Below are 24,975 nucleotides of genomic sequence, written 5' to 3'. Positions count from 1 at the left end.
CGCTACTTTACAAATCTTTACTCTGCGTACAAACCACCGCAAAGGCCCGTCCATAAAGTGATGTCCAGCCGTCACACAGGGTGCGGCGCAACCATCAAGGAGAACGACATGAGTGAGCAAGCCACGACCAATCAAGATACGGCCAACAAGGACCGCTGCTGCGGCAGCAGCCCATCCCATCGCTGCCACGGCGGACATCGTGGCCGCTGCTTCGGCAAGGTGCTGGGCGTGATGCTGGTGTTCGGACTCGGCTTCTTTGCGGGCAAGTCGTATGCCTGTGAGCCGGGCTTTGGACATCACGGCGGGCCGCAGGCGTTCATGTCTGGCCAGCCGATGGATGTGGAGCAGGCGAACAAGTTCGCCGAGCGCGGGGTGAAGCACATGCTGGATGATGTGAAGGCGAACGATGAGCAGAAGGTGAAGGCAACCGCCATCGTTAAGGCGTCGGTCGCCAAAGGTGCGCCGCTGGCCGATAAGCTGCGCGACAACCACGTGCAGATGCGCAAGCTGATGTCGGCGGCAAGCATAGACAAGGCGGCCATCGAGACCTTGCGTGCGGAGCAGATCAAGCTGGCGGATGAGGCAAGTAAGTTGATGACGCAGACCATGGAAGAGGTGGCCGAAGTGTTGACACCGGAGCAACGCGCCAAACTGGCCGAGAAGATGGAGAAGCGCCACGGCTGGATGCATCACGGTTGAACATCATTCCCTCTCCCGGCCTGACGGCCACCCTCTCCCGCACGCGGGCGAGGGGATGATATGTAACCCCTCTCACACTTGTGGGAGAGGGGTAGGGGAGAGGGTGTTGTGCCCCGCTCCGCTTGGTATGATGCGGGGCAACTTTTTGGGAATCTCACATGAACCATCACCTTCTCATCATCGACGACGATGAACGCCTGTGCGCCATGTTGCAACAGTATCTGGGCGATGCCGGTTATCGCGTGGAAGCGCGCCACACCATCGCCAGCGGTTTGCAGGCGTTGAAGCAGGAAGACTTCGATGCGCTGGTGCTGGACTTGATGCTGCCGGATGGCGACGGGCTGGATGCCTGCCGCCAGTTGCGCGCCTTCTCCGCCATTCCCGTGTTGATGCTCACCGCGCGCGGCGAGGCGATGGATCGCATCCTCGGCCTGGAGATGGGCGCGGACGACTATCTGCCCAAGCCGTTCGAGCCACGCGAACTGCTGGCCAGGCTGAAAGCCATCCTGCGGCGCGGCAGACCCGGTGATGGCGACGTACTGCGCTTCGGCAGGCTGGAGATCGCGCGCGATGCGCGGCGGGTGCGGATAGATGGCGAAGCGCGCGAACTGACCTCGTACCAGTTCGACCTGTTGCTGGCGCTGGCCGAAAGGCCGGGGCGGGTGATGAGCCGCGAGCAGTTGCTGGACGCGGTAAAAGGCGAGCCGCTGGAAGCGTTCGACCGCTCCATCGACGTACACATCTCGCGCATCCGCGCCGCCATCGAAGATGACCCCAAACGCCCGCGCCGCATCCTCACCCTGCGCGGCGCAGGCTATGTGTTCACCCGCAGTCAGGATGAGCCGGAGCAGAGCGCATGAAAAAACTATATTTCCAGATCTATCTCGGCGTGATCGGCAGCCTCGCCCTGCTGGTGGTGTCGGCGGGTGCGTTCTTTCACTTGCAGGGCAAGGATTCACCGCCCAACCAGCTGTTCCAGACCGTGCGCGATGTGATCGTGCTGGCCTTGCCCGCGCCGGATGCGCCCGACGCACAGCAACAGGCGGTGCTGGAGAAGCTGGCGCGCCCCTCACTGCCGCGCATCACCCTGTATGCCGCTGACCATCGCCTGCTGGCGCATGTCGGCGAGGCCTTGCCGCCGCCCGCAGCGAATGCTCCCGATAACGATTGGCTGCATCGTCCCGAGCGGGGTTCGGCCTGGGCGATGCATCTGCCCGATGGCCGCTGGCTGTTGGCACAGCCGCAGCACGACCACCCCCACACGCCGCTACCGCTGATCGTGACCCTGGCGCTGATCGGACTGGTGGTGGCGCTGGTCGCCTATCCGATGACGCGCCGCATGACCAAGCGGCTGGAACAGCTCAAGCAGGCGGTGGAATCGTTGGGGGCGGGCGACTTCAACACCCGCGTCGAGACACGCGGCTGTGACGAAGTGTCTTCGCTGGCGCGCAGCTTCAACCTTGCCGCCGAGCGCATCGAATCGCTGCTCGGCGCGCACAAGCAACTGCTGGCCAACGCCTCGCACGAATTGCGCTCGCCGCTGACGCGCATCCGCCTGGCTCTGGAACTACAGGCGGAACGCCCCGTTCCGGCATTGCAGGCGGAGATCCGTCAGAGCCTCGCCGAACTGGACCAGCTCATCGAAGATATCCTGCTGGCCAGCCGTCTCGATGCGACGCGCGAACCCCTGCACCGGGGCGCGCTCGATCTGGCGGTCCTGCTAGCGGAGGAATGTGCCCGCAGCGATGCACACTGCGATGCTGTGCCGCTGACGTTCTATGGCGACGAGCGCCTGCTGCGCCGCTTGCTGCGCAACCTGCTGGAGAACGCGCATCGACACGGCGGAGAGGAAGTGCGCGCCGAATTGCAGCACGATGCAGGACATGCCGTCATCCGCATCTGCGACAACGGCAACGGCATCGCGCCGACCGAGCGCGAGCGCATCTTCGAGCCCTTCTACCGCCCGGCAGGCAGCCGCGAAAAAGAAGGCAGTTACGGGCTCGGACTGGCACTGGTACGCCAGATTGCCGAACGACATGGCGGCAGCGTACACTGCCTGCCCGGCAACGACGGCACCTGCTTCGAAGTCAAGCTACCCTCGATTCCGCCACAATGACCATGACTTTTCACACCAGACCAGCAGACCGAATCCCGACATGACCACGCGCATACCACACTCCAACCGCCCCACCACTCCGCTACAAAAAGCCATGGCGATAGTCGGCACCGCAGTGGCCGGGGCAGTGGCGCTGATGTTCTCGGCGGTGCTGCTCTCCATCCTGGCGGCTGTAGCCGTGGTCGGCGGAGGCTACCTGTGGTGGCGTACGCGCGCGATACGCCGGCAGATGCGCGAGCAGATGGAGCTGATGCGCGACTTCGCGCCGCAAGATGGGGGCCGCTACGGCGCGCCATTCCGGGGTGAGGCGTGCTCGGGCGAGATCATCGAAGGTGAAGTGGTCCGCGTCACGCCCGCCGCCGGCAGACTCAGCCGCTAGCCGCCGGGTGCCCGCGCACGCGGCGTCCGTTGCCGCGACTGTGATATGACTGCCGGATAGCCTGCACGCCGACCTGGGCCGAGCCGTGCGCGAAAGCGATGTTCAGCGTATCGCCCGGCTGCAGTCCCGCGCTATCCACCACCACCCGCCCCTGACCATCCTGTACCAGACTGTAGCCGCGTGCCAGCACCTGGCTGGGATCGAGATACGCCAGATGTTGCGCCAGCGTATCCAGCCGCTCGCGGCGTTGCCCGTACAGGTGTTGCGCGGCACGGCGCAGACGGACCGCCAGTTCGGACTGGCGCTGTTGCAGCACGGCGACCTCGGGACGGGCGGCAAGCAAACGCCGGCTGGCGCTCTGCCAGCGCCAGTGCTGACGTTGCACACCGTATGCCAGGGCAGCGTTCAGACGCTGGCGCAGATGTTCCAGGTGCTGGCGCTGTTGCTGCGCCCGCGCCGCCGGATGGAGCAAGCGGCGTTGCAGGTAATCGAGTTGCTGCATGTCGCGCTGGAGTCGGCCTTGCTGCGCTCGCGCCAGGCGCTGTCCAGCCTGGTGCAGTCGTTGCTGCAAGGCTGCACGGTCCGGCGTAGCGGCTTGCGCGGCTGCAGTCGGCGTGGCGGCACGCAGGTCAGCAACGAAGTCGCTGATGGTGAAATCGGTCTCGTGGCCGACACCGCTGATGATGGGAAGCTCGCTGTCGGCGATGGCGCGTGCCAGCACCTCCTCGTTGAACGCCCACAAGTCTTCGATACTGCCACCGCCGCGACAGACGATGAGCACATCGCACTCCGCACGCCGGTTGGCTGTGGCGATGGCCTGGGCGATCTTGGCCGCTGCGCCCTCGCCCTGCACCGGCACCGGATAGAGCACGATGGGGATAGCGGGCATACGCCGACGCAAGGTGGTCAACACATCGCGCAGCGCCGCTGCCTGCGGCGAGGTGACCAGACCGATGCGGCGCGGATAGACCGGCACGGCGCGCTTGCGGGCAGCATCGAATAGCCCCTCCGCTTCCAGCTTGCGCTTGAGTCGCTCGAACGCTTCATACAGCGCGCCCAGCCCGGCGGGACGCATCTGCTCGATGGTCAACTGGAAATCGCCGCGCGCTTCATACAAAGTCGCCAGGACCAGAACCTCGACCTGCGCCCCGTTGCTCGGCTGCCAATCCAGAAACTGATTACGGTTGCGGAACATGACGCAACGCACCTGGGCCTGCTCGTCCTTGAGCGACAGATACCAATGTCCGGAAGCCGCCCTAGTGAGATTGGATATCTCGCCTTTCACCCACATCAGGGGCAAGCCGTTCTCCAGCAAGCGACGCACCCAGCGCGTGAGCTCGCTTACACGAAAAACCCGGTTTTTGTCTTCAGGAAATATCTCTGGAATCATCTTGACAGCCGGAAAAAATCCACAAATCCAGCAATCACGCCGCGTCGCGTCGAATTATTGCCATTCAGGCTAGTGGTTTTTTGTAACATGTTGATTTTATTGAATCAATGAATTGCCCCAAAATTAATCAGGGGTTGTAATACGATTATTTAGCAGTGAGTTAGCGAATTCATCAGCAAGTCATCCACAGAGTTATCCACAGATTTTGTGCACAACCCGAGAATCTCTTTATGTATGAGGTTTTTATAGTGGAAATACTCATGCAAAAGATGAGATACCTTGCTCAAACCGACCCGACACGCTACAGTTCGCCCCGTCATTTAAGCATACTTGGAGCAGCGGAGTGTTTGCCATTGTTGAAGCGGCCGGCTGGCCGATCTGGTTGTTGATCGTCTCCTCCGTCATTGCCGTCGCGTTGATCGCTGAGCGGCTGATGTTCCTGCGTAACAAGACCGTCGTCCCTCCCGAACTGTTGAATCAGGTGGTCAAGGAACTCGGTCAGCACGGCGTGACCGACACCATGTTGGCACGACTGGCCACCCATTCCCCGCTGGGGCGCATCTTCGCCGCCGGGCTGAAGAACGTGAAGAGTTCACCCGAGGTGATGAAGGATTCCATCGAGGAGGCGGGGCGTGCGACCGCCAACGAGTTGGAGCGCTTCCTCACCACCCTGGGCACCATTGCCGCGATCAGTCCGCTGCTCGGCCTGTTCGGCACCGTGGTCGGCATGATCGAGATCTTCGGTTCGCAGACCGCTGCCGGCAACACCCCGGCCATCCTCGCCCACGGCATCTCGGTGGCGCTGTACAACACCGCTTTCGGCCTGATCGTGGCCGTGCCCAGCATGATCTTCTACCGCCACTTCCGCGCCAAGGTCGATACGCTGATCATCGAGATGGAGCAACAGGCGATCAAGCTGGTCGAGATCGTCCACGGCGAGCGTCAGGGCTGAGATCGTGAACTTCCAGCGTGGCCGCTCCCGCGAAGAGCCTGAGATCAACCTGATCCCGATGATAGACATCCTGCTGGTGATCCTCATCTTCATGATGGTCACCACCACCTATGCCAATTTCTCCGGTTTGCAGATCAACCTGCCACAGGCGGGCGGCGACAACCCCTCGGCCAAGGTGAACAAGCAGATCAACGTCTCGGTGGACGCGACCGAGAACTACGCCATCGACGAGAAACCGGCGCTGTATTCCGGCGTGGAAAGTCTGGCCGCCGAGCTGAGACGCGCGGCAGGTGAGGACAAAGAGCCGGTCATCGTCATCAACGCCGATGCCAAGGCCACGCACCAATCCGTGGTCAACATCATGGAAGCCGCGCGCCTGGCCGGCTATACCAGCATCACCTTCAAGACAGAGAAACGCAGTAAGTAATGGGGCTGGAACGGCACTGGACCGGCTACACGCCACTGCACCTCGTCCTGCTGCCGACAAGCTGGTTGTTCCGCGCCCTTGCGGCTACGCGCTGGGCCTTCTACCGTAGCGGAATTCTCCGCAGCCACGCCCTCCCCGTTCCCGTCATCATCGTCGGCAACATCAGCGTCGGCGGCAGCGGCAAGACCCCGCTCACCTTGTGGCTGGCACAGCAACTGCTGGACGCGGGCTGGCATCCCGGCATCATCAGCCGGGGCTATGGCGGCAGCGCCACCCAGCCGCAGGAAGTGCGCAAGTCCGACACAGGCGACCAAGTGGGCGACGAACCCTTGCTGATGACCCAGCGCGGCCTGTGCCCGGTGTGGATAGGCCGCGACCGGGTTGCCGCCGGGAACGCCCTGCTCGCCGCCCACCCCGAATGCGATGTGATCCTGTCCGATGACGGCCTCCAGCATTATCGCCTGCGCCGCGATTTCGAGATCGCCGTGGTGGACGGCGTGCGCCGCTTTGGCAACGGCCAGTTGCTGCCTGCCGGCCCCTTGCGCGAACCGGTCACCCGCCTGCGCTGCGTGGATGCCACCGTGGTCAACGGCGGCTCGGCAGAGGCTGGCGAGTTCGCCATGCGCTTGCACGGACAGCAGTTCTATAACCTGCTCAACCCGGCCACGCTGGCCCGGCCCACGGACTTCGCCGGACAAACACTGCACGCTGTCGCGGGCATCGGCCACCCCGAACGTTTCTTCCGTCACCTGGAATCGCTGGGGCTGACCATCACCCGCCACCCCTTTCCCGACCATCACCCCTACCGTGCCGCCGACCTCGACCTGCCCGCTGCCGACGCGATACTCATGACCGAGAAAGATGCGGTAAAATGCGCCGCCTTCGCACACGAGCGCTGCTGGGTATTGCGGGTGGACGCGCAGGTGGACACCTCACTCACCGAACGAATTCTGGACAAGATCAATGGATGCCAAGCTGCTTGAGATTCTGGTTTGCCCGCTGTGCAAATCGCCGCTGATTTACCGCAAGGCCGAGCAGGAACTGGTCTGCCGAGCCGACCGCTTGGCCTTTTCCATTCAGGATGGCATCCCGGTGATGCTGGCCGATGAGGCACGCAAGCTAACACCGGAAGAAGCCGAAGCAGCAAAATGACTCCGTTTCAAGTTGTCATCCCGGCGCGTCATGCCTCCACCCGCTTGCCGGGTAAGCCGCTGCTGCCCATCGCGGGTAAACCGATGGTCGTGCGTGTCGCCGAGCAGGCGGCGCAAAGCGGAGCACAGCAGATCTGGATCGCCACCGACCACCACGCCATCGCCGCCGCCGTGCATGAGCACGGCTTCAAGGTCTGCCTCACCCACGCCCACCACGCCAGCGGCACCGACCGCATCGCCGAAGTGGTGGAGCAACGCGGCTGGAGCGACGACACCATCGTGGTCAACGTGCAGGGCGACGAGCCGCTGATCCCGCCCGCGCTGATCCGCGCCGTAGCCGAGCATCTCGCCGCGCACCCCGAATGCGCTATCGCCACTGCCTGCCACGCCATCCACGACGAAGCCGACTTCCGCAACCCCAACATCGTCAAGGCCGTGCTGGACAAGGACGGCAACGCGCTGTACTTCAGCCGCGCACCGATTCCGTATCCCAGAGATTTATTCGCGGCAAGCTCCCTCACCCCAGCCCTCTCCCGTGGGGAGAGGGAGTCGTTGCCGGAGCAACTCCCCGTGCTGCGCCACATCGGCATCTACGCTTACCGCGCCAGCTTTCTGCGCGCCTACAGCCAGCTCGCGCCTGCCGCCATCGAGCAGTCCGAGGCGCTGGAGCAGTTGCGCGCGCTGTGGCATGGCTACAAGATCGGCATCACCATCACCGACGACGCTCCGCCTGCAGGCGTGGATACCGAAGCTGATCTGCACGCGGCGCGCGCCACTTTTGAAACCCTAATCAACCAAGGAATCTGACCATGCGACTCATCCTCCTCGGCGCTCCCGGCGCAGGCAAAGGCACCCAGGCCAACTTCATCAAGGAAAAGTTCGGCATCCCGCAGATCTCCACCGGCGACATGCTGCGCGCGGCGGTCAAGGCAGGCACGCCGCTGGGCGTCGCCGCCAAGCAGATCATGGACGCGGGCGGGCTGGTCTCCGACGACATCATCATCAATCTGGTGAAGGAGCGCATCAAGGAGGCGGACTGCGCCAACGGCTTCCTGTTCGACGGCTTCCCGCGCACCATCCCGCAGGCGGACGCGATGAAGCTGGCCGGTGTGCCGATCGACTTCGTGGTGGAAGTGGACGTGCCGGACAGCGAGATCATCACCCGCATGAGTGGCCGCCGCGTGCATCCGGCTTCGGGGCGCACCTACCACATCAAGTTCAACCCGCCCAAGGTGGCAGGCCGTGACGACGAGACCGGCGAAGAGCTGATCCAGCGCGCCGACGATGCCGAAGAGACCGTGAAGAAGCGGCTGGATGTGTACCACAGCCAGACCAAACCGCTGGTCGAGTATTACTCCGGCTGGGCGGCACGCGGCGAAGCGGGCGCACCGAAGTACGTCCACATTCCCGGCGTGGGCAGCGTCGAGAACATCCGCGACCAGGTGTTTGCGGCGCTGGGCGCGTAAGCATGACCACCAAACCCGTCCTCACTCTGGATGATGCCCGTCGCGTCGCCGCCGCCGCTGAGACTGAAGCACTCGCCAACGGCTGGAAAGTGACCATCGCCGTCGCCGATGACGGTGGCCATCTGCTTTACCTGCAACGCAGCCACGACACCAAGTTCGGCAGCGTGGAGACGGCGATGATGAAGGCGCATGCAGCGGTGGCGTTCCAATACGCCACCAAGGACTCGGAGACGGCAGTGCAGACTGGCCGATTGATCCACCTCGCCTTGCCCGGCGTGATCCCGGCGGAAGGTGGCGTGCCGCTGCTGCGCGACGGTGTGGTGATCGGCGGGCTGGGAATCAGCGGCGTACGCGCTGTTCAGGACGGCCAGATCGCCGCCGCAGGCATCGCCGCCCTGTAAATAAAAAGCGGCGCACTCGCGCCGCTTTTTACCTCACACTCGAATTCCTCAATGAGTACTGTGTGAGTGACACAACAAGCTGACATCGGCCTCCCCGGCCCTGGCGATACGATCCAGCGCAACGATCACCTCCATGCTGGCAGACTCCGTTTTCGCCAACAGTGCCAAGCCCTGCTCGAACTGCCCCGCACGCCAAGCCTCCAGAGCCGCCTTGCCGTTCTCATGCACTTGTCGATGGGGGGTATCCATCTCCCGGTAGCCGTCTAGCCTGGAGAAGCATTCTTTGCCCTCACCCTCGTTGTACCATTTCCCCAGTCTGCATTCCGCGTGGGACGTGAGTCCTTCCGGCGTGCGTTCAGAAACCCCCATGAACGCCTTATATAGCTCGAACTTGAACAGGATATGGTCGATCTTGGCGACCTCGATGAAACTACGCAGGGCGGCGGCGGAGATCGTGCCTTCCATCTGGTTGGACAGACTGAGCAGGCTCTTCATGTTATCCATGACCTGAGCCACCTCCCGACTGAACGCATCCGATTTCTGTGCCCATTGCATCATCTGGCTACGCGTCTGCTCGGTCTCTTGCTGTATCACGGCGACCAGACCCGCGATCTCGTTGGTCGCGTTGGCAGTCCGCTCAGCCAGCTTGCGCACTTCGTCGGCCACCACCGCGAAGCCACGCCCCTGCTCGCCCGCCCGCGCCGCTTCGATCGCCGCATTGAGTGCCAACAGGTTGGTCTGATCCGCCACCTCCTTGATCAGCTTGACAATGCCGCCGATCTGCCCGGCGCGCTGGGTCAGGCTATGGACGTTCTGGGAGGTCTGCTGGGTATCCTTCGACAAGGCATCCAAGCTCTCGGCGATCTGCACGACAGCGGCTCGATTGGCCCCGGAGATACTGGCCGCCTCGATGGCATGGGCTTTCTCGTCACGCATGGTGCCTGCGACTTGAAGCTGGGACTGCTGGAGGGCAGAGAAGGAATCGCCAAACGCCTGCATATTCTGATGCAGACTGGACGAGATGGATTCACGCCGGTTCAGGGCATCGAGCGAGGACTGGGCCTCGGCGACCCGCTGATGTGCCGCCATCAACTCGGATTCCAGTTCCTGATTCCTGCGCTCGGACAGACGCAGCCTCTCCTGCAAGCGCAGCACTTCTTCTTTTGAGCTTCCGAAAAACATGTCCCCCTCCTTGCCTATACTCTCGTGTCATTACACCGTATCGGCAGCGAGGGGGATACCTTGAGCAAAGGGGGAATGCCCCCTCATTACTGCGCTATGGCAGGCGATAATTGTCCTGCGTCATGATGTCCACGCCACATGGGAGGTTCTCGATCCACCCGAGGAATTCGTTCACCATCTTCTTGCCCTTGAACATACGGCCATGCTGCGGAACGATCATCTCCACATCCAGCTGGCGCACCATGTTCACCCAGTAGCGACAGATCTTGTTGGAGATCATATAGCGGCGATGGAAGCCTTCCATCGTGGGGATGTGTGCATTGAAATCCGTCACCGGGGTATCCGCCTCATTATGCGGCACGATGGATGCGCCCATGTCGCCCGAGAACAGTATCTTGCTGATCGGATCGTAGAACTGGAAATTGCCCTCAGAGTGCATGAAATGCGCCGGAACCGCCTTGATGATGGAACTACCCAAGGCCAGGTTCATGCCCTCGTCCGGAATGGACTGGATACGCCCCTCGGCATTGCCCACGCTGCAGAAATGCGGCACGAAACGCGCCCACAGCTTGGAGATCACCACCTTGCAATCCGCATGGATCATCCACTTGTTGATCGATGCGATGATGTCCGGATCAGCGTGCGAAGCGAGGATGTATTCCAGACGCTTGGGGGGGAAATAGTTGTGCATGGCCATCAGCAGACCGTTGTAGGTCATGTTGCCGCCCGGATCGATCAACGCACCATGACCGTTGTCCACGATCAGGAACTGGTTCGCCTGCACCGCGACATTGGCGGTATCGTCCACCAGGTCATCGAACATCAAGCACAGATGCTTGCCATCATTGAAGAGTTCGATTGCCATAATTCCCTTCTCCTCTATCGTTATCAGTGGGCATACCCCCACTCGCCGTCAATATTCAATGTAGGCTGGATAATAACCCTTATGTCAGACCGATAAAAGAAAAAGGTCAGCATCTAGCTGACCCTTCTTCCTGATCTGGTCGGGGTGAGAGGATTCGAACCTCCGGCTTCTACGTCCCGAACGTAGCACTCTACCAGGCTGAGCTACACCCCGAAATCATTGCGCGTACACGGCATACAGAACCACCGCGAAGACCCCTAGCCTCGGGACCCTCCAGTACACTTCCAAGGGGCGCGAATATATCCGAACAACACACCTTTTGGCAAGGCCATCCCGGACAACTCCACTCTTTTCAGAGCACTCGTACCCGCAAGGCGCTACCGATTTCTCTGTATGGTGCCCGGGACCGGAATCGAACCGGTACAACTGTTTCCAGTCGACGGATTTTAAGTCCGTTGTGTCTACCAATTTCACCACCCGGGCGGATGGTTGCGGGCGCTATCACAGCTACAGCGCCCGTAAAGATTACGATTTGAAGGGGTGACGCAGGACGATGGTTTCGTCGCGGTCAGGACCCGTAGAAACCATATCCACCGGCACTTCGCAGATATGGGCGATGCGTTCCAGGTAGGCGCGGGCGGCGGCGGGCAGCGCGGCGTAGTCTTTCACGCCGACGGTGGACTCGGTCCAGCCGGGCATATCTTCGTACACCGGTTCGCAGCCTTCCAGCGCGTCGGCCCCGGCGGGGAGGATGTCGCTGAACTGGCCGTTGATGTTGTAGCCGATGCCGATGCGCACGGTTTCCAGACCGTCCATCACGTCCAGCTTGGTGATGCACAGGCCGGACACGCCGTTGATCTGGATGGAGCGCTTCAGGGCGGCAGCATCAAACCAGCCGCAGCGGCGGGCGCGGCCCGTGGTCGAGCCGAACTCATGACCACGACGGGCGAGACCTTCACCGACCGGGTCGCGCTTCTCTTCCGCATCGTACAGCTCGGTGGGGAACGGGCCGGAGCCGACGCGGGTGGTGTAGGCCTTGGTGATGCCCAGCACGTAGTGCAGTTGCTGCGGGCCCACGCCTGCGCCCGCCGAAGCCGCTCCGGAGATGCAGTTGCTGGAGGTGACGAACGGGTAGGTGCCGTGATCGATGTCCAGCAGCGTGCCTTGCGCACCTTCGAACAGCAGGTTCTGCCCGGCCTTGTTGGCTTCGTACAGCGCACGCGGCACATCCATCACCAGCGGCTTGAGGCGGTCGGCCAGCGCCAGCGCGCCGTCCAGCGTCTGCTGGAAGTCCACCGTGGTGGCATTGAAGTAATTCTTCAGCACGAAGTTGTGGTAATCCAGCACTTCGCCCAGTTTGGCAGCGAAACGCTCGCGGAAGAACAAGTCTTGCAGGCGGATGGCGCGACGCGCCACCTTGTCTTCATAAGCCGGGCCGATGCCGCGTCCGGTGGTGCCGATCTTGGCTGCGCCCTTGGCGATCTCGCGTGCCTTGTCCACCGCCTCGTGGTAGGGCAGGATCAGCGGGCAGGCTTCGGAGATGCGCAAGCGCTCGTAAACGTTGATGCCCGCCTCGGCCAGCTTGTCCATCTCCTTCAGCAGGGCCGTGGGCGACAGCACCACGCCGTTGCCGATGTAGCACATCACGTGGCTACGCAAGATGCCGGACGGGATCAGGTGCAGCACGGTCTTCTCGCCGCCGATGACCAGCGTGTGTCCGGCGTTGTGGCCACCCTGGAAACGCACCACGCCCTGGGCATGGTCGGTCAGCCAGTCCACCACCTTACCCTTGCCCTCATCGCCCCACTGGGTGCCGATCACTACTACGTTCTTAGCCATGTTCATTCCTGGTTTTTCAATTCGACGATCAGCCATGAGCCGTCACGCAATACCAGCTCACGATCACAATTCAATTCGGCGCGATGCGCTTCCGCTCCCAGCAGGTCGATCACCACGATCTCACCTGCCGCGCGCAGGCTAGCGATGACGGCCTGCAGCTCAACGCTGTCCTGATTCGGTGCCAACACACCTCTGGCCGAACTTACCGGCAGCGACAAACGATAGAGTTGGCGCAAGTCCATGCTGAAGCCGGTCGCAGCGCGGGCGCGGCCAAAGCCCTTGCCCAAGTCATCGTAACGCCCGCCCAGCGCGATAGCATCATGGCTGTCGGCGTGGTAAGCGGCGAACACCATGCCGCTGTGATAGTGGTAGCCGCGCAGTTCGGCCAGATCGATGGCAACCTCCTGCGCCAACGTGCCGACGGCGTTCGCCGCCGCTTGCAGCGCATCCAGTGCGGCACTGATCTCGGGCAATGCGGGCAGCGACTTGCGCGCACGCGCCAGCACGTCATCCGCCTTGCCGTACAGTTCAGGCAGCACCAGCAGCGGTGCTTGCTTGTCGGCGGGCAAATCAGCCAACAGCGCGCGCAGCTCGGTCACATCCTTGCGCTGCAACACGCCAAACAGGGTGGTCTCCAGCTCCGCGCCGATCCCGGCGTGGCGCACCAAAGCGCGGAACACGCCGACATGCCCCAAGTCCAGATGCACGCCGCCGATACCCAGCAGATCGAGCAACTCCAGCATCAAGTGCTGGATCTCCAGATCGGCTTCGCGGCCAGCCACGCCGTACAGCTCGGCACCGATCTGCAACAGCTCGCGGCTGCGCGACAGGCCAACCGGCTGGGTGTGCAGCACGCTGCCGGCATAGCACAGGCGGGTCACGCCCTGACGATTGAGCAGGTGCGCGTCGATGCGTGCCACTTGCGGCGTGATGTCGGCGCGCAACGCGAGGGTCCGGCCACTCAGCTGATCGACCAGCTTGAAGGTGCGCAGGTCCATGTCGCGACTGTTATTGATGAGCAGCGACTCGACGTACTCCAGCATGGGTGGCGACACCAACTGATAGCCAGACACGCGCAAGCGCTCAAGGATGCGCGCGCGCATCTGCTCGATGCACCACGCTTCGTCCGGCAATACGTCCTGGATATATTCAGGCAACAACCAATTCGACATTCTTTTACTTTGCAAAATAAAGCAGTAACAAACCGCACAGCATGGAGGTGATACCCATGAAGCGCAACTGGCCATCCGACAACTGGATCAGGCGCTGGAACGTCTCGCGCCAGGCCGCCGGGAACAAAAAGGGCATCATCCCTTCCATGACCAGCATCAGCGCCAGCCCGGCCACCCAGTAATCGCCCATCTACTTGGCAGCGGGTGCGCCACCAGCCGCCTTGCCCGAACTCTTCAGATACTTGAAGAAGGCGGAACTCGGATCAACCACCATCACGTCGCTCTTGTCCTTGAAGCTCTGCTTGTAGGCTTCCAGACTGCGATAGAAGGAATAGAACTCCGGATTCTTGCCGAAGGCCGCGCCGTAGATGGCTGCCGCCTTGGCATCGCCCTCGCCCTTGGTCTTCTGCGCTTCGCGATAGGCCTCGGCCAGGATCACCTCGCGCTGACGGTCCGCATCGGCGCGAATCTTCTCGCTCTCGGCATTGCCGGTGGCGCGCAGCTCGTTGGCGACGCGCTTGCGCTCGGCATCCATGCGGCTATAGATCGAGTTGCTGATCTCGTTCGGGAAATCCACCCGCTTCAGACGCACGTCCAGCACCTGCACGCCGATCTTGGCGGCATCGACATTGGTCTTCTCGCGCAGCACCTTCATCACCTCGTCGCGCTCGCCCGACACCACTTCATGGATGGTGCGCTTGCCGAACTCCTCGCGCATGGCGGCATTCACCGTCTGCATCAAGCGAGTCTGGGCACGCATCTCATCGCCGCTGACGCTCATGTAGTACTGCTTCACGTCGGCGATGCGCCATTTCACGAAGGAATCCACCAGCACATTCTTCTTCTCGGCAGTGATGAAACGCTCAGGCTCGGGCGTGTCTATGGTCAGGATGCGCGAATCGAAGTAGCGCACGTTCTGCACCAGCGGCACCTTGAAATACAGGCCGGGCGCGGTCTTCACACTCTTCATCTCACCCAGCTGGAACACGATGGCAGTCTGCCGCTGATCCACCACGAAGATGCTCAAGCTTAGGAACAGCACGGCACCGATCAGCGCCATCAACAGGTTGTTCTGATGCTTGCTCATTTAGCGCCCTCCCCGGTCACGGCTCAAAGTCTCACGGGTGCGCTGCGCCGCCGGATCCAGCACCGGCTGCGATTCGGCGGCCTTGGTCACCTCGGCGGGGGCGGCAGATGCGGGGGCAGCGGTCGCCTGCATCAGTTTGTCCAAGGGCAGATAGAGCAGATTGCTGCCGCTCTTCTGGTCGACCATCACCTTGCTGGTACTGCTCATCACTTGCTGCATCATGTCGATGTACATCCGTTCGCGGGTCACCTGCGGCGCCTTCTCGTATTCCACCAGGATCTGCTTGAAGCGGCTGGCATCACCCTCGGCGTTGGCGATCATCGCCTGTTTGTAACCTTCGGACTCCTGCAACAGACGAGCGGCGGCACCCTTGGCGCGCGGCACCACGTCGTTGGCATACGCCTGACCTTCGTTCTTCTGGCGCTCCCGATCCTGCCCGGCCTTCACCGCGTCGTCGAACGCCGCCTGCACCTGCTCGGGCGGCTGCGCGTTCTGCATCGTCACCTTGCTAATGAGGATGCCCGACTTGTAGCGATCGGAGATGTCCTGCATCAGTTTGGTCGCCGCTGCGGCCACTTGCTCACGACCTTCGTACAGCACGAAGTCCATCTTGCTCTTGCCGACCACTTCGCGGATGGCGGTCTCGGCAGCCTGGCGGACCAAGGCCTGCGCATCGCCATTGGCCGGCACGGCATTGTTGAACAGATAATCGGCGGGGTCTTTCAGGTAGTACTGCACGGCGAACTGGATGTCGATAATGTTCTCGTCATCGGTCAGCATCAGCGATTCGTCCAGCATCTTGTTCTTCACATTCTCGCGGTAACCGATCTCCACCGTGCGCACCTGGCTCACATTGACGATCTCCACGGTCTCGAACGGATACGGCAGATGCCAGCGCGGGCCCGCCTCTGTGGCTTCGACGAACTTGCCGAAACGCAGCACCATGCCGCGCTGGCTGGCATCCACGATATAAAAACCGCTGCCGACCCAGATCAGCAGGCCGATGATAACCAGCAGCCCCAATCCGCCGCCGAACTTCATCGCCGCACCGCCACCACCGGAGCCCGCGCCGCCACCGCGCTGGCCATCCAGCAGCGCCTGCAGCTTGGCGTTCAGCTTGCGCACCAGCGCATCCAGATCGGGCGGACCACCGCTATTCTTGTTTCCCCACTGAGGGTCGTTCAATCCCATGTCGTCTCGTCTTGCTGAGTTGGTTCTTCCACCGGACGCGATTGCGCCACCTGACTTTGCTCATTGGCCTCGACCAGCGCCTGCCTCAATCCATCCATGCCTTCGCCCGTCTTGGAGCTCAGGCAAACGCGGCAGATTCTACCACACTCGTCCCGCTCGACACTGGCAGGCAAGCCTACCAGATCGATCTTGTTGAACACCAGCACCTGCGGGATCTGGTCGGCATCGATCTCGCCCAGCACCTTGTTCACCTCGGCGATCTGGATGTCGCGGTCCGGGCTGTTGATGTCCACCACATGCAGCAACAGATCGGCCTGCGCCGTCTCTTCCAGCGTGCCACGGAACGCCGCCACCAGGCCGTGCGGGAGGTGACGGATGAAGCCGACCGTGTCCGACACCACCACTTGCGAACCCACTACCCTCCCATCCTCTTCACTCGCCTGCCCCGGCAGCCAGATGCGGCGCGAGGTGGTATCCAACGTGGCGAACAGCTGATTGGCGGCGTACACGCCCGCCTGGGTCAGCCGGTTGAACATAGTGGACTTTCCGGCATTGGTGTAGCCGACGATGGATACCGACAACACCGCGTTGCGCTGCCGCGCGCGGCGCTGCAAGGCGCGCTGCTTCTTCAATTGCTTCAGCCGATCATTGAGCAGCTCGACCCGCCGCGCCAGCTTGCGCCTGTCCAGTTCGAGCTGAGTCTCGCCGGGACCGCGCGCTCCCACAGCGAACTTCTGCTGCCCCATGTCCTGATTCAGGCCGACCAGACGCGTGGAAAGATATTTGAGCTGGGCCAGCTCGACCTGCACCTTGCCCTCGTGGCTGTTCGCCCGCAAGGCAAAGATGTCGAGGATCAGCATGGTGCGATCGATCACGCGGATGTTCATGCGCGCGGTCAGATTGCGCATCTGCGCCGGGGAAAGATCGTGGTTGAAGATGACGACGCTGGCCTCGTGCTGCTCGGCGATGGAGGCGATCTCGTCGACCTTGCCGCTGCCGGCGAACAGCGAAGGATCGGGCCGATAGCGCCGCCCCTCGACCATCGCACACACGTTCACGCCAGCACTTTCCGCCAGCAGGCGCAGCTCCTCGCGGCTCTCGGCGTAATCCGGCTCGCCGAAATTCAGGCTGACCAGAACCGCCACTTCCGTGGCCGGTTTACTGGCCGACATCAATCAGCGTCGTAGGGGATGGTGACCGCGCGCGCCGGAACGATGGTCGAGATCGCATGCTTGTAGACCATCTGGGTCACGGTGTTCTTAAGCAGCACCACGTATTGATCGAACGACTCGACCTGGCCCTGCAGCTTGATGCCGTTCACCAGGTAGATGGCGACCTGCACATGCTCTTTGCGCAGCGTGTTCAGGAACGGGTCTTGTAACTGTTGCCCTTTTGCGCTCATGGTTCTACTCGCTTTGTTGTTTTTGGGGAGGCCACTCTACTGGATTTTTCCCCATCCCGAAAGAGGAGCCCGCTCACCCAAGACAGTTTCCACGAGAAAACGGTCAGTGGTAAGCAGGTCCGATGCCTCAACCCGCCGCCCGCTGCCGCCGCGCCTCGAACAGGCAGATGCCGGTACTCACCGAGACGTTCAGGCTTTCGACGCTGCCCAGCATCGGTATCTTCACCAACTCATCGCAAGTCTCGCGGGTGAGGCGGCGCAGGCCTTCGCCCTCGGCTCCCAGCACCCAGGCCAGCGGGCCGGTGTGACGGAACTCGTTGAGGCTGGTGGTCGCCTCGCCTGCCGCACCAACTACCCAGATGCCGCGCTCCTGCAACTCCTTGAGGGTGCGCGAAATGTTGGTGACGGTGATGTAGGGCACGGTCTCGGCTGCGCCGCAGGCGACCTTTTCCACCGTGGCGTTGATGCCGACTGCTCTATCCTTGGGCGCGATCACGGCGTGGACACCAAAGGCATCCGCACTGCGCAGACACGCGCCGAGATTGTGCGGGTCGGTCACGCCGTCCAGCACCAGCAGCAGCGGCGCTTCCTCCAGCGTATCAAGCACGTCTTCGAGATGCTGAACGCGCTGGCTGGCATCGACGCGGGCAGCGACCCCCTGGTGGCGATTGCCGCCCGCCAGTCCATCCAGGCGCTTGGCATCGACCATGATGACGCGCACGCCCTGCTGCTCGGCCTGCTTGAGCAGGTCGCGCGCGCGCTGGTCGCGGCGTTCGGATTGCACGTAGATCTCGTGGATACTGTCGGCGCGCTGTCGCAAACGCGCGGTGACGGCATGGAAGCCGTGGATCAGTCTCAGGTCGGCCATTATTTCTTCCTCTTCTTGGCGGCAGGTTTGCTGGCGGTTTTGGGCGCGGGTGCGTCAGCGCGGTCGGGGTTGCCGTAGCGCAGCGGTGCGCCATCCAGCACGAAGTCGATGCGCAGGCTTTCCATGTCCACACGCACCACGCGCACGCGCACGCGGTCGCCCAGACGGTAACGCTGGCCGCTGCGCTCGCCCAGCATCTGGTGACGGGCGGCATCGAAATGGAAATAGTCCTCGCCCAACTCGGAGACGTGCACCAGCCCCTCGGTGTAGATGTCGTCCAGCGACACGAACAGGCCGAAGCCGGTAACGGACGAGATGGTGCCGGGGAACACGCTGCCCAAGTGATCTCGCATGTAGAAACACTTCAGCCAGGCTTCCACGTCGCGGGTGGCATCGTCGGCGCGGCGTTCGGTCATCGAACAATGTTCGCCCAGCGCCTCCCAGGCCTGCCCGGGCTGGTATTGCTTCTTGTGCAACACCGCCTTGATGGCGCGATGCACCAGCAGATCGGGATAACGGCGGATCGGCGAAGTAAAGTGCGCGTAGGCCTCGTAGCCCAAACCGAAGTGACCGACGTTCTCGGGGTCGTACACCGCCTGACGCAGGGAGCGCAACATCACGGTTTGCAGCAGCGGCGCATCGGGGCGCCCCTTGACGCGCTTGAGCACCTTGGAATAGTCGCCCGCCTGCGGCGTATCTTCGCCAGTCAACTGCAAGCCGAACTCACCGAGGAACTCGCGCAACGCGGTCAGCTTCTCCGGTGTCGGCCCTTGGTGGCAGCGATACAGCACATGGTGCTTGTGTTCCTCCAGGAAGCGCGCCGCGCAGACGTTGGCGGCCAGCATGCATTCCTCAATCAGGCGGTGCGCGTCGTTACGCTTCACCGGCACGATGCGCTCGATCTTGCCCTGCTCGGTGAACACCATCTGCGTCTCGACGGTCTCGAAGTCGATCGCGCCGCGCTTCTCGCGCGCAGTTAGCAAGCGCTGGAACAATTCGTAGAGGTTCTGGACGTGGGGCAACACGGTAGCAAACTGCCGTGCTTCGTCACCTTCCGGCTCCGCCAGCATCGCCGCGACCTGGTTGTAGGTCAGGCGGGCGTGCGAGTGCATCACGGAAGGGTAGAAACGATAGCGGCGGATCTCGCCCGCGCCGGTGATCTCCATATCGCACACCATGCACAGGCGATCCACCTGCGGATTGATCGAACACAGGCCGTTGGACAGTTCTTCCGGCAGCATGGGGATGACGCGACGCGGGAAGTAGACCGAGTTGCCGCGCAGCAGCGCTTCCTTGTCCAGCGCGTCGTGCGGCTGCACATAATGGCTGACATCGGCGATGGCCACCACCAGCCGGTAACCCTTGCCCTTGGGCTCGCAGTACACGGCATCGTCAAAATCGCGCGCCGTCTCGCCGTCGATGGTGACCAGTGGCAGATGACGGATGTCCTCGCGCCCGGCCCAGTCGGATTCGACCACGGTCTGGCTGAAGCCCTTGGCCTGCTTCTCGACCGCGTGCGGGAACTCATGCGGCAAGTCGTGCTTGCGCAGGGCGATCTCGATCTCCATGCCGGGATCGGCGTAATTGCCCAGCACTTCGACCACGCGGCCGATGGGCTGAGCATGCTTGTTCGGATGCTGCACGATCTCCAGCCCCACCCCCTGCCCGACCTTGGCTTCGCCCGCCCCGCCCGGTGCTACCAGGATGTCCTGCGAGATACGACGGTTTTCCGCCACCACGAACAGGATGCCATGCTCCTCGTACAACCGACCGACCACGCGGCTGTTGCCGCGCTCCAGCACCTCGACGATATGGCCCTCGCGACGACCCTTGCGATCCTGGCCGGACACCCGCGCCATCACCGTATCGCCATGCAACACCTTGTGCATCTCTTTGGCCGACAGCACCAGATCGCCGCTGCCGTCTTCGGGCACCAGGAAACCGAAGCCATCGGGATGGCCCTGTACCTTGCCCTTGATCAGATCGAGCTTGTCCACCATGCAGATCGCATTGCGGCGGTTGCGCATGATCTGGCCGTCGCGCTCCATCGCTCGCAGACGGCGCGAGAACAGCGCCTCTTCGCTCAACTCTATATGCAGCAGCTCGTACAGCGCCTCTTCGACGACCGGCGCACCCTGATCGCTCAATATCTGCAGGATATATTCACGGCTCGGCAACGGGTTCTCATACTGCTCACGCTCGCGCTCCAGAAACGGATCCAGCTCACGCACACTTTTTTTCTTCTTTGTCATTGACAGTCATTCCTCAAACAATTATATTTCGCGCCCTCAGCAAGGCTGCTTGCCCAGATGGCGGAATTGGTAGACGCGCACGGTTCAGGTCCGTGTGCCGCAAGGTGTGGAGGTTCGAGTCCTCTTCTGGGCACCAAACAATAGAAGGAACGTATTCGTACGTTCCTTTTTTGTTTTTAGCACAACACTCCCCACGTACCGCCGCACCGATAGGACAGCCACAGGCTGCACACCCACTTACCACGACTTGGAATTTGCCAGCATTCAAAGCGGACCCGCTTCGAGTGTAAGGAGGGAGACTCATTCGGTTACTCTGGTTACACGGAACGTCACGACATGCGACGGGGCGCACAATAACACTTTATGTCGCCGGCCAACGGATTAATTGTCTTCACTCCAACTCCTGACCAGGGAACCGGCCAAAAGAACGGGCCGGTCAGCACCGGCCCGCATCCATCATCCTCCAGCCGATCAATCTTGATGGGGAGACATCCGCCGCAAGAAACTCTCGACATCCACGCCGACCATCGAACTCGGCAACGACCCATAAAACTCGATCGACTCGGCCTGCCTAAGCAACAACGAACGCCCGGTGATCATTTCGCAGGGACGTGGATCACAAGGTGATCCCGCACCACGCTCGACTTCATAGCTGCCCATATCCATTCTGACGATAGCCACGGCACACCTCCTTCCGCTTTGATTACTTGACACTCTTGAACAAAGTATCGGCAGCCGTCAGCAAAAACTTAGGTCAACGCGGACGCAACATCCTTTGCAACGCAGTGTCGCGCAACACCAGGTGATGCCAGAAAGCAGCCACCACATGCAACAGGATCAGCCCGATCATGAAGTTGCCCACCGTCTCATGCAGCTCCTTCAGGTCGTGCGCCATCGTTGGATTCACCCCGATCAGCACAGGCAAGGAAAGCCCCAGGAAGGTCAGAGGTTTGTCGGCAGCCTGCATGTCGAGCACCCCCAACAGAGGAAGCGCGATCATGCAAAAGTACAGACCGAACTTGACCAGCACGGACATCTTTTCCTTCCCGGCGGTCAGGACTGGCTCGATGATGGGAGCTCGATCAGTGAGCACATTCAGCAAACGCACCCACACCAAGGCGAACACCAACAGTCCGCCCTGAAAATGGGCGGTCATGAAAGCCCCTCGCACAGCGGAGCCCTTAGGGAACAGCTCATGCAACTCAACTCCGAGCAGGACGACGATGATCAGCAGCGTCATCCCCCAATGGAACGCTCGCGCCAACAAGCCGAAATGAGTCATCGAGTTACGCCACATAAACACCTCCGAGATAGCCTGATAAACAAAAAACTCCAGACTTGCTGGAGTTTTTCAAGGTACTGCTCACTGCGGTATTATTTGCTGGACAGGGTCTCTTTCACCATGAACAGGGCAAAACCAACAGCGATAACCACAGTGCCGATAGCAGAAACGGTAGCAACGATAGACATTCTTCTCTCCTCCTTGAATTGACAACGGATACAGCCAAACCCGGAGGCAATCCTAGCATAATTCATCCCTGCGGCAAACTATCTTTCATAGGCGAACCAGCCCGGCGCAACCAGCGCAGACATATCGAAACAGGAGAGAAGATGCGGGGCGAGAACCGCCCCGGAGCCGTTTATTTGCTCTTGAACAACTCAAAGATCATGAAAACAGAAAAACCGACTGCGATCAAAACAGTTGCAGCAGCTGAAATTGTAGCGATGATGGCCATAGTTCTATCCCTGATTTTAGTTATATAAACCTCAACCACCGAAATAGTTGAGTGATTCTTTTTTTATTATATAAGTAAATTTATCAGGAAATAGTCACATTTTTTATAAGCCTTTAATTTTGTGCGGGTATAGCGATCCAGCACGCTCATCTTACGCTATCACCGGCCCAGTGCCCGGCCCCCGCTCGCATATTTGCGGGCGTTGCATCCTGAAGGTTATCGGGGTTTAATACCTCCCCCGTGCGCCTTGAGCGCCGCTCAGATCGAGCCTCTCCCGTGACGAACAAACTGTATATCAAGACCTACGGCTGCCAGATGAACGAGTACGACTCGGACAAGATGGCGGACGTGCTGCGCGCCTGCGAAGGCATGGAACCCACCGCCACGCCGGATGACGCCGACGTGATCCTGTTCAACACCTGCTCGGTGCGCGAAAAGGCGCAGGAGAAAGTGTTCTCCGACCTCGGTCGGGTGCGCGACCTCAAACGCACCAATCCCAACCTCATCATCGGCGTGGGCGGCTGCGTGGCCAGCCAGGAGGGCGATTCCATCGTCAAGCGCGCGCCCTATGTGGACGTGGTGTTCGGCCCGCAAACACTGCACCGCCTGCCGCAACTCATCGCCGCGCGCCGTGCCAGCGGTCGCGCCCAGGTGGACGTGAGCTTCCCCGAGATCGAGAAGTTCGACCACCTGCCTGCCCCACAGACCACTGCGGGAACGGCCTTTGTCGCCATCATGGAAGGCTGCAGCAAGTACTGTACCTTTTGCGTCGTGCCCTACACCCGAGGCGACGAGGTCTCCCGCCCGTTCGCCGACGTGACGCGCGAGATCGAGACGCTGACCGCACAAGGCGTGGGCGAGATCACCCTGCTGGGACAGAACGTGAACGCCTGGCGCGGCGAGTTGGAAGACGGCGACATCGCCGACTTCGCCTATCTGGTGCAGGCCATCGCCGCCCTGCCCGGCGTGCAGCGCATCCGCTACACCACCTCGCATCCCAAAGAGATGAACCAGCGCCTGATCGACCTCTACGCCACCACGCCCAAGTTGGTCAGCCATTTGCACCTGCCGGTGCAAGCCGGTTCCGACCGCATCCTGGCGGCGATGAAGCGCGGTTACACGGCGCTGGAATACAAGTCCGTCATCCGCCGCCTGCGCGCCGCCCGTCCGGACATTTCCATCGCCTCCGACTTCATCGTCGGCTTCCCTGGCGAGACCGAAGCCGATTTCGAAGCCACCATGAAGCTGATCGACGATGTCGGCTTCGATGCCAGCTTCAGCTTCGTCTACAGCCCGCGCCCCGGCACCCCCGCCGCCGACATGCCGGACGAAGTACCATCCGAGGTCAAGCTCGCACGGCTGCACCGCCTGCAAGCGCGCATCAGCGAACTGGAAGCCGCCATCAGCCAGAACATGGTCGGCACGGTGCAGCGCGTGGTGGTCGAAGGCGTGTCCAAAAAGAATGAGCACGAACTGGCGGGCCGCACCGACAACAACCGGGTGGTCAACTTCGCCGGATCGCCCGGCATGATAGGCCGCTTCGTGGACATCCACATCACCGAAGTCTGGGCCCACACCCTGCGCGGCGAACTGGTGTTAGCCGCTTAATGCGCGCCCCGTTCGCCCTGAGCTTGTCGAAGGGCATACACCCTCAACTTTTCCGGCGTGGTTCAGCAGCACTCGCCCTGAGTACGTAGGCGGCTGCCGCCTACGCTCAGGACGAACGGGCTTCACACCCAGCTCCCAAGATTATCGTGCACGCAGCCCGGTAGACTGTGGCAGGTACGAGCCCCGGCACCTTAGCTTTCTCGCAACATGCCTGGCCCTGCTGGGGTTCGCAACTTACCCCAGCCTGCAGTTGCGGAAAGTGAGATTCGGGACGTAGCACAACCTTTTCTTTCCCTCCCTCACCTGCCCGTGTTTGCTAGAATTCGTCCCCCATCCCGGCTGAAAGCCTTTATGCACAAACTCTCTCTCTCGGTTCAATACGCCAGCAATGCCGCCAAAATCCCGACTCGTCCGCAGTTCCGCCGCTGGTTTCAGCGGGCGCTGGAGCAGGATGTGCAAGTGGCGTTGCGTATCGTGGACGAGATCGAGGGGCGGGCGCTGAATCTGGCGTATCGCGGCAAGGATTACGCGACCAATGTGCTGACGTTCGTCTATGACGACAGCTCGCCGCTGTATGGCGATGTGGTGATCTGCGCGCCGGTGGTGGAAAAAGAAGCTGCGGAGCAAGGCAAATCGCTGGAAGCGCATTACGCGCATCTGGCGCTGCATGCGGCACTGCATCTGCAAGGCTATGACCATGACCACGACGAAGATGCAACCGAGATGGAAGCACGCGAGACTGCGTTGATGCTGAAAATGGGTTATCCTGCGCCCTACGCCGTAACCCCATGA

The 24,975-nt window shown here is 61.6% G+C and carries 28 protein-coding genes and 3 tRNA genes; 15 read left to right on the top strand and 16 right to left on the bottom strand.

Translation table 11 applies throughout. The features are described 5' to 3' along the window. The first annotated feature begins 108 nt into the window (after window positions 1–108). From DM08_RS12135 to DM08_RS02120, 4 genes are all read left to right on the top strand, one after another. Window positions 109–699 carry a Spy/CpxP family protein refolding chaperone gene (locus tag DM08_RS12135; protein WP_051937731.1) on the top strand — a complete coding sequence of 197 codons (591 nt, stop codon included), beginning with the start codon at window positions 109–111 and terminating at the stop codon, window positions 697–699. Between the two features lie 158 nt (window positions 700–857). Then, a complete protein-coding gene (locus DM08_RS02130; protein WP_035382930.1) occupies window positions 858–1,559 on the top strand; it encodes a response regulator in 702 nt (233 codons plus the stop codon). Further along, complete coding sequence (locus tag DM08_RS02125; protein WP_035382929.1) at window positions 1,556–2,815, top strand: sensor histidine kinase; 1,260 nt, start codon at window positions 1,556–1,558, stop codon at window positions 2,813–2,815. The genes DM08_RS02130 and DM08_RS02125 overlap by 4 nt, the downstream gene beginning before the upstream one ends. 40 nt (window positions 2,816–2,855) lie before the next feature. Further along, entirely contained in the window at window positions 2,856–3,194 is a 339-nt protein-coding gene (locus DM08_RS02120; protein WP_051937730.1) for a hypothetical protein, read from the top strand. Here DM08_RS02120 and xseA read toward each other — a convergent pair. After that, a complete protein-coding gene (xseA, locus tag DM08_RS02115) occupies window positions 3,184–4,584 on the bottom strand; it encodes an exodeoxyribonuclease VII large subunit (protein WP_051937729.1) in 1,401 nt (466 codons plus the stop codon). The genes DM08_RS02120 and xseA overlap by 11 nt on opposite strands. A gap of 343 nt (window positions 4,585–4,927) precedes the next feature. On the opposite strand from xseA, the gene DM08_RS02110 reads away from it, so the two are divergent. Genes DM08_RS02110 through DM08_RS02080 form a run of 7 tightly spaced genes read left to right on the top strand, consistent with a single transcriptional unit; the run spans window position 4,928 to window position 8,981 of the window. After that, the gene (locus DM08_RS02110) at window positions 4,928–5,536 is read left to right on the top strand and encodes a MotA/TolQ/ExbB proton channel family protein (protein ID WP_035382928.1); all 609 of its coding nucleotides are present in this window, start codon (window positions 4,928–4,930) and stop codon (window positions 5,534–5,536) included. A gap of 4 nt (window positions 5,537–5,540) precedes the next feature. Beyond that, window positions 5,541–5,963 (top strand): ExbD/TolR family protein, encoded by a 423-nt coding sequence (locus tag DM08_RS02105; protein ID WP_035382927.1) that lies wholly within the window; start codon window positions 5,541–5,543, stop codon window positions 5,961–5,963. Further along, window positions 5,963–6,946: a tetraacyldisaccharide 4'-kinase gene (gene lpxK, locus DM08_RS02100; protein WP_035382926.1), complete on the top strand. Its 984-nt coding sequence runs from the start codon at window positions 5,963–5,965 to the stop codon at window positions 6,944–6,946. Before DM08_RS02105 ends, lpxK begins: the two co-directional genes overlap by 1 nt. Continuing rightward, window positions 6,927–7,115 (top strand): Trm112 family protein, encoded by a 189-nt coding sequence (locus tag DM08_RS02095; protein ID WP_035382925.1) that lies wholly within the window; start codon window positions 6,927–6,929, stop codon window positions 7,113–7,115. Before lpxK ends, DM08_RS02095 begins: the two co-directional genes overlap by 20 nt. Next, window positions 7,112–7,921, top strand: coding sequence for a 3-deoxy-manno-octulosonate cytidylyltransferase (gene kdsB, locus DM08_RS02090; protein ID WP_035382924.1), 810 nt, complete (start codon window positions 7,112–7,114; stop codon window positions 7,919–7,921). The genes DM08_RS02095 and kdsB overlap by 4 nt, the downstream gene beginning before the upstream one ends. Window positions 7,922–7,923: 2 nt before the next feature. Then, entirely contained in the window at window positions 7,924–8,580 is a 657-nt protein-coding gene (gene adk / locus DM08_RS02085) for an adenylate kinase (protein ID WP_035382923.1), read from the top strand. A 2-nt stretch (window positions 8,581–8,582) separates the two neighbouring features. Next, window positions 8,583–8,981 (top strand): GlcG/HbpS family heme-binding protein, encoded by a 399-nt coding sequence (locus DM08_RS02080; RefSeq protein WP_035382922.1) that lies wholly within the window; start codon window positions 8,583–8,585, stop codon window positions 8,979–8,981. 48 nt (window positions 8,982–9,029) lie between these two features. Here DM08_RS02080 and DM08_RS13295 read toward each other — a convergent pair whose 3' ends face one another. The 13 genes from DM08_RS13295 to rnr all read right to left on the bottom strand — a co-directional run bounded on the left by DM08_RS13295 (window position 9,030) and on the right by rnr (window position 20,839). Continuing rightward, window positions 9,030–10,163 (bottom strand): methyl-accepting chemotaxis protein, encoded by a 1,134-nt coding sequence (locus DM08_RS13295; RefSeq protein WP_035382921.1) that lies wholly within the window; start codon window positions 10,161–10,163, stop codon window positions 9,030–9,032. A 94-nt stretch (window positions 10,164–10,257) separates the two neighbouring features. After that, a complete protein-coding gene (locus DM08_RS02070; RefSeq protein WP_035382920.1) occupies window positions 10,258–11,028 on the bottom strand; it encodes an oxygen-binding di-iron domain-containing protein in 771 nt (256 codons plus the stop codon). A 136-nt stretch (window positions 11,029–11,164) separates the two neighbouring features. Next, a tRNA-Pro gene (locus DM08_RS02065) sits at window positions 11,165–11,241 on the bottom strand. A gap of 181 nt (window positions 11,242–11,422) precedes the next feature. Further along, window positions 11,423–11,511, bottom strand: a tRNA-Leu gene (locus tag DM08_RS02060). 42 nt (window positions 11,512–11,553) lie between these two features. After that, on the bottom strand, window positions 11,554–12,867 hold the full coding sequence (locus DM08_RS02055) for an adenylosuccinate synthase (RefSeq protein ID WP_035383056.1): 1,314 nt from the start codon (window positions 12,865–12,867) through the stop codon (window positions 11,554–11,556). A 2-nt stretch (window positions 12,868–12,869) separates the two neighbouring features. Further along, complete coding sequence (locus DM08_RS02050) at window positions 12,870–14,039, bottom strand: ATP phosphoribosyltransferase regulatory subunit (RefSeq protein WP_035382919.1); 1,170 nt, start codon at window positions 14,037–14,039, stop codon at window positions 12,870–12,872. A gap of 4 nt (window positions 14,040–14,043) precedes the next feature. Further along, window positions 14,044–14,229, bottom strand: coding sequence for a DUF2065 domain-containing protein (locus DM08_RS02045; protein WP_035382918.1), 186 nt, complete (start codon window positions 14,227–14,229; stop codon window positions 14,044–14,046). Further along, window positions 14,230–15,126 carry a protease modulator HflC gene (gene hflC / locus DM08_RS02040; RefSeq protein ID WP_035382917.1) on the bottom strand — a complete coding sequence of 299 codons (897 nt, stop codon included), beginning with the start codon at window positions 15,124–15,126 and terminating at the stop codon, window positions 14,230–14,232. It lies immediately after the preceding gene. Next, complete coding sequence (gene hflK / locus DM08_RS02035; protein ID WP_035382916.1) at window positions 15,127–16,317, bottom strand: FtsH protease activity modulator HflK; 1,191 nt, start codon at window positions 16,315–16,317, stop codon at window positions 15,127–15,129. After that, complete coding sequence (gene hflX / locus DM08_RS02030) at window positions 16,308–17,489, bottom strand: GTPase HflX (protein ID WP_035382915.1); 1,182 nt, start codon at window positions 17,487–17,489, stop codon at window positions 16,308–16,310. Before hflX ends, hflK begins: the two co-directional genes overlap by 10 nt. Beyond that, window positions 17,489–17,719, bottom strand: coding sequence for an RNA chaperone Hfq (gene hfq / locus DM08_RS02025; RefSeq protein ID WP_035382914.1), 231 nt, complete (start codon window positions 17,717–17,719; stop codon window positions 17,489–17,491). Before hfq ends, hflX begins: the two co-directional genes overlap by 1 nt. A gap of 127 nt (window positions 17,720–17,846) precedes the next feature. Continuing rightward, a complete protein-coding gene (rlmB, locus tag DM08_RS02020; RefSeq protein WP_035382913.1) occupies window positions 17,847–18,587 on the bottom strand; it encodes a 23S rRNA (guanosine(2251)-2'-O)-methyltransferase RlmB in 741 nt (246 codons plus the stop codon). Continuing rightward, the gene (gene rnr / locus DM08_RS02015; protein ID WP_051937728.1) at window positions 18,587–20,839 is read right to left on the bottom strand and encodes a ribonuclease R; all 2,253 of its coding nucleotides are present in this window, start codon (window positions 20,837–20,839) and stop codon (window positions 18,587–18,589) included. Before rnr ends, rlmB begins: the two co-directional genes overlap by 1 nt. A 51-nt stretch (window positions 20,840–20,890) precedes the next feature. Between rnr and DM08_RS02010 the strand changes: the two genes are divergently transcribed. Continuing rightward, a tRNA-Leu gene (locus DM08_RS02010) sits at window positions 20,891–20,975 on the top strand. A gap of 335 nt (window positions 20,976–21,310) precedes the next feature. Here DM08_RS02010 and DM08_RS12770 read toward each other — a convergent pair. Then, complete coding sequence (locus tag DM08_RS12770) at window positions 21,311–21,520, bottom strand: hypothetical protein (protein ID WP_152555756.1); 210 nt, start codon at window positions 21,518–21,520, stop codon at window positions 21,311–21,313. Window positions 21,521–21,593: 73 nt separating this feature from the next. Then, window positions 21,594–22,136, bottom strand: a complete 543-nt coding sequence (locus DM08_RS02005) for a cytochrome b (RefSeq protein WP_035382912.1) — start codon at window positions 22,134–22,136, stop codon at window positions 21,594–21,596. Between the two features lie 41 nt (window positions 22,137–22,177). Here DM08_RS02005 and DM08_RS12975 point away from each other — a divergent pair, with 41 nt between their 5' ends. From DM08_RS12975 to ybeY, 3 genes are all read left to right on the top strand, one after another. Continuing rightward, window positions 22,178–22,603, top strand: coding sequence for a hypothetical protein (locus tag DM08_RS12975; protein ID WP_161780248.1), 426 nt, complete (start codon window positions 22,178–22,180; stop codon window positions 22,601–22,603). Between the two features lie 248 nt (window positions 22,604–22,851). Further along, entirely contained in the window at window positions 22,852–24,183 is a 1,332-nt protein-coding gene (gene miaB / locus DM08_RS02000) for a tRNA (N6-isopentenyl adenosine(37)-C2)-methylthiotransferase MiaB (protein WP_035382911.1), read from the top strand. Between the two features lie 351 nt (window positions 24,184–24,534). Beyond that, window positions 24,535–24,975: an rRNA maturation RNase YbeY gene (gene ybeY, locus DM08_RS01995; protein ID WP_035382910.1), complete on the top strand. Its 441-nt coding sequence runs from the start codon at window positions 24,535–24,537 to the stop codon at window positions 24,973–24,975.

Origin of the sequence: Ferriphaselus sp. R-1 (genome assembly GCF_000746095.1) — a bacterium.
GTDB lineage: Bacteria > Pseudomonadota > Gammaproteobacteria > Burkholderiales > Gallionellaceae > Ferriphaselus.
Note: the sequence above shows the minus strand (reverse complement) of the source record. Positions and strands in the feature narration are given on the sequence as shown.